The organism is Pseudomonas sp. CH235 (assembly GCF_004368175.1).
Lineage (GTDB): Bacteria > Pseudomonadota > Gammaproteobacteria > Pseudomonadales > Pseudomonadaceae > Aquipseudomonas > Aquipseudomonas paraglycinae.
This window is the reverse complement of the sequence record NZ_RRZJ01000045.1, coordinates 16,577-27,109: the sequence shown is the minus strand read 5'-3', so window position 1 is coordinate 27,109 and position 10,533 is coordinate 16,577. Positions and strand designations below refer to the sequence as shown.

Here is a 10,533-nt window from a genome sequence, read left to right as displayed (position 1 = left end):
CGATGCATCGCCGATGGTAGTGTGGGGTTTCCCCATGTGAGAGTAGGTCATCGTCAAGATTAAATTCCGAAACCCCAATTGCGAAAGCAGTTGGGGTTTTGTTTTGCCCGCAGGAAAGTTTTTGCTCGCGTCAGCGAACAAATTTGCACAGTTATTTTCGAATCAGAACACTAGAATAGATCCCAACTTTCTCGGAGCCAGAGCCCTTATGTCAGATTCGGTTGACGCCCCCGGGCTGTCAGATTTACCGCTGGATGACTTGGTGGCCTGCCATGAGTGCGATCTGCTGATGCGCAAGCCCAAGCTTGCTCACGGCGAAAAAGCCCTCTGCCCACGCTGCGGTTACGAACTGTACGCTCACCGTCATAACGTGGTGCAGCGCAGCCTCGCCCTGGTCATTGCCGCGCTGTTGCTCTACGTGCCGGCGAACTTTTTACCCATCATGCAGCTCAATGTTCTCGGGCAATCGTCGCAGGACACGGTCTGGAGCGGTGTTATCGGTCTGTTCAACACCGATATGCGCGGTGTTTCGGTTGTCGTATTCCTTTGCAGCATGGCGATTCCACTGTTGAAACTGCTGTGTCAGCTGATCGTGTTGCTGACGATCCGTTTCAACATCGGACGCAGTTATGGCCTGCTGCTCTACCGCATTTATCACCACCTCAAAGACTGGGGCATGCTTGAGGTCTACCTCATGGGCGTCTTGGTCGCGATCGTCAAACTGGCGGACATGGCGGCTATCACCGTGGGCCTCGGTCTGGCGTGTTTCATCGGCTTGTTACTGGTTCAGGTCTGGCTCGAAGTGGTGATGTCGCCGCACCAGATCTGGCAGGCGTTATCAGGAGAAGATGCCCATGCGGGCGATTGATGCAGGCATTCTGATCTGTACCGAATGCCACGAACTGAACAGGCAGGATACCGACAGCGATGTGCAGACCTGCACCCGATGCGGTGCGCTGGTTCACGCCCGGCGGCCCAATAGTCTCGCGCGAACCTGGGCGCTGCTGATCACGGCCGCGATTATCTACATCCCTGCCAATGTTCTGCCGATCATGACCGTCAGCTCTCTGGGCCAGGGTGACCCGAGTACGATCATGTCCGGCGTCATCCAGCTGGTGCAGCACGGCATGATTCCGATCGCTGCCGTGGTGTTCATCGCCAGCATCCTGGTGCCGACCTTCAAACTGGTGGGCATCGCGCTGCTGCTGTTTTCCGTACAGCGCCGCCAGCCGTTGTCCGCCCGTCAACGGATCTGGATGTACCGCTTCATCGAGTTCATCGGCCGCTGGTCGATGCTCGATATTTTCGTGATCGCCATTCTGGTGGCGGTCGTCAACTTCGGCCGGCTTGCCAGTGTCGAAGCCAATCTTGGCGCCATCGCCTTCGCCAGTGTGGTGATTCTGACGATGCTCGCCGCTGTCACTTTCGATCCCCGACTGATTTGGGATAACACGGAGTCGGACGCCGACCATGACTGATTTGCCTGTAGCGAAAACCCGACCGGCTTCGAACTGGTCTGCCATCTGGGTGCTGCCCCTGATCGCCCTGATTATCGGCGGCTGGCTCGGCTGGCGTGCCTACACCGAAACCGGTATCGAGATTCAGGTGCGGTTTGAAAGCGGTGAAGGCATTCAGGCCAACAAGACCGAAGTGGTCTACAAAGGCATGCCGGTCGGCAAGGTGAAAACCCTCAAGCTCGATGATGAAGGCAACTCCAAAGGTGTCATCGCGACCATCGAGATGAACAAGGATGTCGATCAGTACCTGAAGACCAGCACCCGTTTCTGGCTGGTCAAACCGAGCGTGACCCTGGCCGGTATCACCGGCCTGGAAACCCTGGTATCGGGTAACTACGTCGCCATCAGTCCTGGCGAAGGCGAGCCGACCCGCAAGTTCAAGGCCCTGGCCGAAGAGCCGCCGCTATCGGATTCGAAGCCCGGTCTGCACTTGACGATCAAGGCCGACCGTTTGGGTTCGTTGAATCGCGGCAGCCCGGTGTTCTACAAGCAGATCAAAGTCGGTCAGATCAAAAGTTACGTGCTGTCGGAAGACCAGAGTACGGTCGAGCTCAAGGTGTTCATCGAACCGACCTACGCCAAACTGGTGCGCAAACACACCCGTTTCTGGAACGCCAGCGGCATCAGCATCGACGCCAACCTGTCCGGCGTGAAAGTGCGCAGCGAATCCCTGGCCAGCATCGTCGCCGGCGGTATCGCCTTCGCCACCCCGGAGAACCGCAAGGACAGCCCGCCCACCGATCCAAGCCTGCCGTTCCGTCTTTACGAAGACTTCGATGCGGCCGCCGCCGGCATCCGCGTGAAGGTCAAACTCAGCGATTTCGAAGGCCTGCAAGCCGGGCGCACTCCGGTGATGTACAAGGGCATTCAGGTCGGTAACCTGAAAGCGCTGAAGATCGATCCGGACCTGTCCAGCGCCACCGCCGAACTGACCCTCGATCCGCTGGCCGAAGACTATCTGGTCACCGGCACGCAATTCTGGGTGGTCAAACCTTCGATCTCCCTGGCCGGCATTACCGGTCTGGAAGCGTTGGTAAAAGGTAACTACATCGCCGTACGTCCGGGCGACAAGGGTGGTGCGCCACAACGTGAATTCGAGGCCCGGCCAAAAGCCCCGCCGCTGGATCTGCGCGCACCCGGCCTGCACCTGGTCCTGTTCACCGATACCTTAGGCTCGATCGACGTCGGCAGCCCGATCCTCTACAAGCAGGTCAAGGTCGGTTCGGTGCAGAGCTATCAGTTCTCCAAGACCCGCAAACAACTGGTGATTGGCGTCCACATCGAGAAGGAATACGAAAACCTGGTGAACGCCTCGACCCGGTTCTGGAACGTCAGCGGTGTCACGCTGACCGGCGGGTTGACCGGCGGGATTCAGGTCAAGAGTGAATCGCTGCAGACCCTGATGGCCGGCGGCATTGCCTTCGAAACGCCACAAGCCAAAGCACCGTTACAAAAACGCATCCCGCGCTTCCGTCTGTTCGCCAACCATGATGAAGCGAATCAGAAAGGCGCCGTCGTCACCATCAAGGTCGATCGCGCGGACGGTCTGCGCAGCGGCACCCCGGTGCGCTTCAAGGGACTGGACGTCGGCAAGATCGAAAGTGTCGACCTGACCGATGATCTGCAATCGGTAATCCTCACCGCGCGCATCACTGAAGTGCCGGAGAAGATTGCTCGAGTCGGCAGTCAGTTCTGGGTGGTCAAACCGGAGTTGGGTCTGATCAAGACCTCGAACCTGGAGACCCTGGTCACCGGCCAGTACATCGAAGTGCAACCTGCGGCCAAGAACCTCGGCCCGCAGAAGAACTTCGTGGCCCTGGCCAATCCGCCGGAAGTCACCAAGCAGGAGGCAGGCTTGAGCCTTGTGTTGAGCGCTGCCCGTCGCGGCTCGCTGAAACCGGGTGTTCCGGTGACCTACCGAGAGATCACCGTAGGCAAAGTCACCGGTTACGAACTGGGCCAGACAGCGGATCGCGTACTGGTGCACATCCTGATCGAACCGAAATACGCGCCACTGGTGCGCAGCGGCAGCCGTTTCTGGAACACCAGTGGTGTCGGTTTCGATATCGGCCTGTTCAAAGGCATGACCGTACGCACGGAGTCGCTTGAGACCGTGATTCAGGGCGGTATCGCCTTCGCCACACCGGACGGCGAGAAGATGGGCAACCCCGCGCGTGCCGAACAAACCTTCCCACTGTTCGACAAGTTCGAAGACGAATGGCTGACCTGGGCGCCGAAAATCCCCCTCGGCAAATAATCCCGAGCCCATGAAAAAGGGCCGCGATCCATTGGATCGCGGCCCTTTTTTGTGCCCGTCAGTTAAGCATCAAACCGCATCCAGCTCCGGCTCGTCCGCTTCGACATTGATGGTGGCTTTCACCAAATCGTGACGGCGGATGTATTTCCAGTCCGCCTCGTCGATGTAGATGCCGGCCGGGCCGCTGCCGCCTTCCAGGTCGATGGCGACACTGGCGCAGACCTGCGGCTTCACACTCGCCAGAATCGGCACGAAGCCCAGTTGCAGGCTGGTTTCCAGCAGAGCGGCCTGGTTCTTCTCGTCGATGTCCGCCGCTTCGTCGAGGTAGTACGGCAGGCGCACGCGACCGGCCAGGTCGCGGTCCATCAAGTGCAGCAACAAATACATGTTGGTCAGCGCCTTGATGGTCATCGTGGTGCCGTTGGACGCCGCGCCATCGATGTCGGTGTGGATCACCGGCTGGCCGTTGACCTTGGTGATCTCGAACGCCAGTTCGAACAAGTCCTTGAGGCCGAGCTGGTTGTGGTTTGCCGCCACCAGCCGCGCCAGGTACTCCTTGGCCTCTTCGTTCTTGTTGTCCTGCTCGGCGCTCTGGCTCAGGTCGAACACCGACAAGGTTTCGCCTTCTTCGTACTGACCGGCGCTGTGGATGATCTGGTCGATGTGCTTGAGCGCTTCCTTGTTCGGCGCGAGCACGATGCGGAAGCTCTGCAGGTTGGAGACCTGACGCTTGTTGATCTCACGGTTGAACAGCGCCAGTTGGTGCTCGAGGCTGTCGTAGTCGCTGCGGATATTGCGCAGGGTCCGCGCGATATCGGTCACGGCTGCGCGACGCGCCTTGCCGAGGGTCAGGGCTTCGTCGGTACGGTGCGCGTAAGCGTTGATCAGCAACGACAGACGGCGCTCCATGTCGTCTTCGCTGTCGAACTTGGCCACGCCCTTCAGGCGCACTTGTGCGTACAGCGCTTCGATCTGGCCATCGGCACGCAGCAGGCCTTGCCAGCTGTCCTGATAGTCATTGAGCAGCGGCAGCAGGTTGTCCATGGAATCGTCGACCGGATCCATGAACGGCGTGCCGAATGGCAGATCCGCCGGTAGCAACTGACGGCGACGCAGGGCATCGTCGAGGGTGCGTTGCTTGGCTTCCATGTCGGCAATCTGCCGGCCGACCAGTTGCAGCTTGGCCGACAGTTGCTGGACGCGCTCGGTGAACGCATCGCTGGAACGCTTGAGTTCGTCCTGCGCGGCTTCCATTTGCGCCAGTTGCTCCAGCTTGTCGCCTTCTTCGGCGCTCAGGGTCTGGGTGCGGCGGAAATCTTCCAGCGCCTTTTGCGCATCCAGCACCTGCTGGTACAGCGCTTCGGTCTGGGTCTTGCTCGCAGCGCGGTCGGCGGCCACCGCTTGCTGGGTCTTGAGTTGTTTGAGCTCTTTTTCCAGACGCTCTTTCTGATCGCGCAGCGCGGCACGGTCGGCCAGCGCTTGAAGAGCCGGTGGCTCGATGTGCGAGATGTCGATCGACAGGCCCGGCACTTCGAAACGCTCGCCCTTGAAGCCGTCGAGGATCAGCTCGACCGATTTTACCCACTCGCCGTTCTCGTCGAGGGTGATGCCGTGTTCGCCCAGCGGCAGGCTGAACAGCGCACTGTTGAACAGGCGCATCAGGCGCTCGACATCCTGTTGCGAGAACTCTTCGCGCAGGCGTGCATAGCTGTTGTTGTCGGCGTGATCGAGTTGTTGCTTCACCGACTTCAGGCGTTTTTCCAGATCGCGAAGACGTTCTTCGAGATCCTCGGCACTGAACTGACGGGACTGCGCCAGCGCACCGGCCAGTTCGTCGTGAGCGTCCTTGGCCGCCAGCAGTTGCTGCTCCAGGACTTTGACGTCATCGACCAGCGCGAAGCGGTTCTTCAGCACCGACAACTCGCCGAGCCAGCGCTGAATGCCGGAGATTTCCCGCTCCAGACGCATCAGTTCCTGAGTGCCACCACGCTGATCGTTTTGCAGATCGTCCTGCTCGCGACGGTAGTGCTCGGCCTGAATGGTCAGCTCTTCCTTGCGCGCCGTGGCGTAGTCCGACCAGGTGCCGAGCAACGAGTCGAGCAGCGGCGACAGGCGATGCAGTTTGCCGCGCAGCACGTCGCGCTGTTTCACACCGTTGGCCAAGGCTTCGACCAGCGGGCCGGCAGCTACCAGCGAGTTGTAGTCCTGTTCCATGCGACGCACATCGCGGAAGGCTTCTTCGCACGCCGCGATGTAATCGACGCTGCCGGACCGCAGGCTGTGTTCGAAGGCATCGAGGAACAATTGCTTGAGCTTGGCTGCGGTGATTTCGCGCATGTGCAGCAGGTTGATGAACAGCGCGCGGAAGGTCTTCAGGCTCTGCTCGCTGGTGGAGCGCAGCGGAATCAGCGTCAGATCCAGCGGGATCGACGTGTGACCGCCCACCAGCAATCGGCGCAGCTCATCGGGCTTGAGTTCGTAGGCTTTCAGGCCTTCTTTCTCAAGGTTGCTGAACAGCTCTTTCTGCCGCAGGCAGGTGTCGTTCTTCTGGTAATGCGCCAGATCGAGCTTGCCGGCATAGGCAAAAAACTGGTGACCGAAACCGCCGCCCGGGCCGCGACCGACCACGCCGATCACATGTGGGCCGTGGGGCAGGTTCACTTCGACGAGGATATAGCTGGTGTCGGAGGCAAAGTAGAAACGCCGGGATTGTTCCAGGCTGTACTTGCCGAAACTCATGTCCGACATGCGCGCCAAAATCGGGAACTGCAAGGCGTTGATCGAGGCGGATTTGCCGAGGTTGTTCGCGCCGTAGACCGACAGCGGTTCTTCCAGCGGGAACAGGCCGAGGCTGTAACCGGCGGTGTTCAAAAGGGCAAAGCGGCGGATGCCGTAGCGTTCCTGGCTCATGCGTCGGACTCCTGTTCTTCGGCAATGGCGCGGGCCAGTGCGTCTTCTTCGCTCTCTTCATCAAATTCGGATAGATCGAGCGGGTCGTCGGTGGCGAGGAATTTCGCCTCGGCGGCTTCGTCAATCAGTACCGGTGCCGGCAGCGGCAGAACGCTGTGCACGCTGGCCGCCAGATCGCGGTCTTGTTGGACCGACAGGCAGACGTCGAGGAAACGGTGCATCGGCGGCAGGAAACGGTACACGCCGTTTTCCTCGCTGGCGAAGCCGAGCTGGGTCATGCGGCGCATGATCTTTTCTTCGAGCTCTTCAACGGTCTGCACTTCGGCCTGGATGAACAGGTCGCGGTACTTTTCCAGCAGCGACGGCAGTTCTTCCCGGCCGAGGCTGCCGCCGTCGAGCACGGCGATCGGGTCGCGACCCTGATCGGCCAGATGCTCGACCAGGATGAAAGTGAACAGTGCCAGGCGCTGAGCAGTCTTGTTCACCGCCGCTGCTGCCATGTCCGGCACGAAGTAATAGAAACCACGGGTGTCGCAGACCAGTTCGAAGCCCAGCGCCTTGAACAGCGTGCGGTACTGGTCCTGGAAGTTCGACAGTTGCGCGTACAGCTCCGGGTCGCGGCGGCTGACGTGGTAGCCCTTGAACAGCTCGCGAAAGATCGGCGCCAGCTGAGACAGTTCGGAAAGATCAAGATGCATTGGGGATGCTCGCAGAATCCTCGGCGGCGGTGTCGCCGGCCGAGAGCAGGGCGAAGGAGCGCAGGCTGACCTGGTGCTCGTGAGTGTGGTATTCGCGGCGTTCCAGACGCTCGCGCTTGAAGCGTTTTTCCCGCGACAGGCGCGAGAACCAGTAAAGCAATTCGTCGGTCGCGCCGTCCGGTTCCTGCTCCAGCAGCCAGGTCATCAGATCCGGCATCGGCAGGGATTCTTCGCAGCGGTCGACCATCTCGCGCACGGTGCGCGGTGCGCGCGGGGCATCGCCAGTCTTCTGCGACTTGTGCGCCTTTGGGAAACGCGCCGGTTTCGGCTCGAAACGGGCCAGGGCGTAGACGTATGCTTCAACCTGACTGGCGCTACCGAGGAAGGTGCTTTGCGGCCGGGTGAACAGCGGCATCGCGGCTTGCGGCACGGCGTCGATGCCTTTGCGGCGGATCGCGGCCAGCGCAAGTGCGGCACCACGTGTCACGGCGTTGTGCCGGCGCGCTTCTTCACGCAGCGGCAGCAGCAATTCCCGAGCGTGACGCAGGGTCAACTGGGCGCTGGTCTGCATTTCGAGGATGCGCGCGTGGGTGCGCAGCAGCATGTCGTCATCGACCAGATGGCCGAGGCGCTGCTGTTCGCTGAGCATCTTCAGCAGCACGGTTTCGACCTTGCGCACGCCTTGCTCGAAGGCGCCGTCGGCGTTCACCAGATCGATCATCGGCTCGACGTATTCGTCCCAGGTCGCCAGCACTTCGGCGTAACGCTGACGCAGCGGAATCTGCCGGTCGCTGGTCTTGGCCCGTTCGGCCACGGCCACCAGCGCCTGTTCGTCGTTGTCGAGTTTCTTCAGAACGTCGCGCACGCGCATGTCGAGCAGGCGCAACTGACGCGCCAGGTCATTGCCGTCACGGACGTCGAACGCATCCTGGATATAACCGGCCAGACGCTCAAGGTGACGCAGATAGGCTTCGATTTCCAGGCACAGGCCCAGACGGTGTTCCCGACGCAGATAGGCGAGGAAGTCGTGAATCTGCGCGTTCAGCTCGAAACGGTTCGGGCTTTTCGCCACGGGAACCAGAATGTCGAGGCGGATCCACACGTCGAGCAGGCTGGTGATGTCCTGCGGCGTGCTGTCCAGTTGCTGGGCGGCCAGTTGCGTGCGCAGTTCGTTGAGGCTCAGGGTGCCCTGGTCGAAGTGCTCGCACAGTGGCTCCAGAAGTGCCCAGTGTTCAGCGAGGGCGCGCAAGACGCGCTTGGGTTCGATCATCGGAATGGCCGGCTGGTTGGCGATTAAAAGCCGCGATTGTACTGCATCACGAAGGATGCGATTCACTCTCGGGACGGGCTGTCGCTTTTCTTTGCGTCAAGGTATCGGTCAAGACTATCGATCAACAGCGCGCGATCTTGAGCGAAGGGCGGTAGAATCAGCGCACTTCAGTTATCCACAAGTGGCCGACCCTTGCTAATCGAGTCCCGCCGCCGCGCCTATTTGAACGCCATGCAGGTGGTCAACTGGCTGCCGCGCACCGAATTGCCCTTTGCCGCGCCGTCGCGGCCCGAGCTGCTGGACATGCCCGAGCCCGAGATTGCCGCGCCGGTAATGCCGGCAACCCCGGCCGAAGCGCCGGTGCAGCCGGCTGCACGTCCGGTCGAACGGCAGAAGATCGAGGTTCCGCGTCCTTCGCTGGCCAGCACCCGCACGGGCGCCAAACCGGTCGAAGAAGTCGACGAAACACCTGTGGTGGCCAGGCCGGCGCCGGTGCCGCCACCGCGCTTTGCCCTGCAATTGCTGCGCGCCGGCCGTTGCCTGCTGCTGGTGGAGTTACCCACAGGCGAAGCCTTCCAGTCCCGCGATCCGGCTTATCTGCTGCTCAAGGACATGCTGCGTGCCGCCGGTCTGCCGGACGCGCCACAGATTGTCGGTGAGCCGGTACGCTGGCCATGGCTGAACCGCGGCACGATGGATCAGGGCCCGGAGGCGGCCCGGGATTTCGTCCAGGGTTTCCTGTCGGTGCAGATGGAGGCGTCGCCGTGCGCCTGTCTGTGGCTGATCGGCCTGCCGGCGGTGCGTTTTGCCGGCGAAGCGGAGGCCGAGGCGTTCAACCGTGAATTGCAAATCGAGGGGCTTGGCCTGGCGTGGGCCGTGCCCGGGCTGGAATTGTTGATGGAAGAGCCACAGCGCAAGGCCGCCGTGTGGCAAGCCATGCGTCGGCTGATGGCGCGCTGGAAAGAATCGAATGAGTGACGCTGTATCGTTTCGCCCGATGACCGAGGCGGACCTGGACGCTGTGCTGAAGATTGAATATGCCGCGTACAGTCATCCGTGGACCCGCGGGATTTTTCTCGACGGCCTGGGCAAGTACCAGATCTGGCTGATGTTCGAAGGTGAGCAGCAGGTGGGCCACGGGGTGGTGCAGATCATTCTCGATGAAGCGCATCTGCTCAACATCACGGTCAAACCGGAAAACCAGGGTCGCGGGCTCGGGCTGACACTGCTCGAATACCTGATGTCCCGCGCCTACGCCGCCGATGCCCGGGAATGTTTCCTGGAAGTGCGCGACAGCAACACGTCGGCCTTTCGCCTTTACGAGCGCTATGGCTTCAACGAGATCGGCCGGCGCCGGGATTACTACCCGGCGGTCGGCGGGCGTGAAGATGCCGTAGTCATGGCCTGCACGCTCGTCGACTGATCGCGGCAGGTGTCCTCAGCGCTTGCGATCCAGCGGATCGCGACGCGCCAGTTCCGCTTCATCCAGCCCGTTGCCGCCGCCGATATCGTCCTCGTCGACCACGCTCAGATCCCAATCGGCCTGATTGCCTTCGCCGACCTCATGAGCATCCCGGGCGCCATCTTCATGAATCAGGGTCTCCGGGCTCAGGTCATCGTCGGTGGGTTCGTGATCGGCGGTCGATGCCCCGGTGAAACCGGCTTCGCGCACGCGGTCACGGGGCATCAGCTGTTCGCGCTCGCGTTCGGGCAGCTCATCGCCGATCTTCGCACTGGGCTGTTCGTCGTCGAAGTCCAGCTCGTGCACCGAACCCATGCGGTCTTCGTTATCATCGATGGGCTCCGGTTGCACCGCATCGAAGGGGCGTCGTGAATCAGTCATGGCAATTCCTCATACTGTGGGCCTTACTGGGATGGACT

Annotated in this window: 9 protein-coding genes; 5 read left to right on the top strand and 4 right to left on the bottom strand. The window is 61.1% G+C overall.

From position 1 onward, the window contains the following. Positions 1-208: 208 nt before the first annotated feature. The 3 genes from EIY71_RS27390 to EIY71_RS27380 are packed head-to-tail and all read left to right on the top strand — an operon-like array spanning position 209 to position 3,774. On the top strand, positions 209-868 hold the full coding sequence (locus tag EIY71_RS27390) for a paraquat-inducible protein A (protein ID WP_007951772.1): 660 nt from the start codon (positions 209-211) through the stop codon (positions 866-868). After that, entirely contained in the window at positions 855-1,478 is a 624-nt protein-coding gene (locus EIY71_RS27385; RefSeq protein ID WP_007951771.1) for a paraquat-inducible protein A, read from the top strand. Before EIY71_RS27390 ends, EIY71_RS27385 begins: the two co-directional genes overlap by 14 nt. Next, the gene (locus EIY71_RS27380) at positions 1,471-3,774 is read left to right on the top strand and encodes a PqiB family protein (RefSeq protein WP_085745417.1); all 2,304 of its coding nucleotides are present in this window, start codon (positions 1,471-1,473) and stop codon (positions 3,772-3,774) included. Before EIY71_RS27385 ends, EIY71_RS27380 begins: the two co-directional genes overlap by 8 nt. Positions 3,775-3,843: 69 nt before the next feature. Here EIY71_RS27380 and mksF read toward each other — a convergent pair whose 3' ends face one another. From mksF to mksB, 3 genes are read right to left on the bottom strand one after another with little or no spacing between them, the layout of a single operon-like run. After that, positions 3,844-6,684, bottom strand: coding sequence for an Mks condensin complex protein MksF (gene mksF, locus EIY71_RS27375; protein WP_085745416.1), 2,841 nt, complete (start codon positions 6,682-6,684; stop codon positions 3,844-3,846). Continuing rightward, positions 6,681-7,382 (bottom strand): Mks condensin complex protein MksE, encoded by a 702-nt coding sequence (gene mksE / locus EIY71_RS27370; RefSeq protein WP_102687511.1) that lies wholly within the window; start codon positions 7,380-7,382, stop codon positions 6,681-6,683. The genes mksF and mksE overlap by 4 nt, the downstream gene beginning before the upstream one ends. Beyond that, positions 7,372-8,652 (bottom strand): Mks condensin complex protein MksB, encoded by a 1,281-nt coding sequence (gene mksB, locus EIY71_RS27365; RefSeq protein WP_162803847.1) that lies wholly within the window; start codon positions 8,650-8,652, stop codon positions 7,372-7,374. Before mksB ends, mksE begins: the two co-directional genes overlap by 11 nt. A gap of 231 nt (positions 8,653-8,883) precedes the next feature. Here mksB and EIY71_RS27360 point away from each other — a divergent pair, with 231 nt between their 5' ends. Together EIY71_RS27360 and rimI are read left to right on the top strand one after the other, a co-directional pair. Beyond that, entirely contained in the window at positions 8,884-9,630 is a 747-nt protein-coding gene (locus EIY71_RS27360) for an energy transducer TonB (protein ID WP_134023834.1), read from the top strand. Then, positions 9,623-10,075, top strand: coding sequence for a ribosomal protein S18-alanine N-acetyltransferase (gene rimI / locus EIY71_RS27355; RefSeq protein WP_102687513.1), 453 nt, complete (start codon positions 9,623-9,625; stop codon positions 10,073-10,075). The genes EIY71_RS27360 and rimI overlap by 8 nt, the downstream gene beginning before the upstream one ends. A 15-nt stretch (positions 10,076-10,090) precedes the next feature. Here rimI and EIY71_RS27350 read toward each other — a convergent pair whose 3' ends face one another. Further along, on the bottom strand, positions 10,091-10,495 hold the full coding sequence (locus tag EIY71_RS27350) for a serine kinase/phosphatase (RefSeq protein ID WP_102716933.1): 405 nt from the start codon (positions 10,493-10,495) through the stop codon (positions 10,091-10,093). Positions 10,496-10,533: the final 38 nt, after the last annotated feature.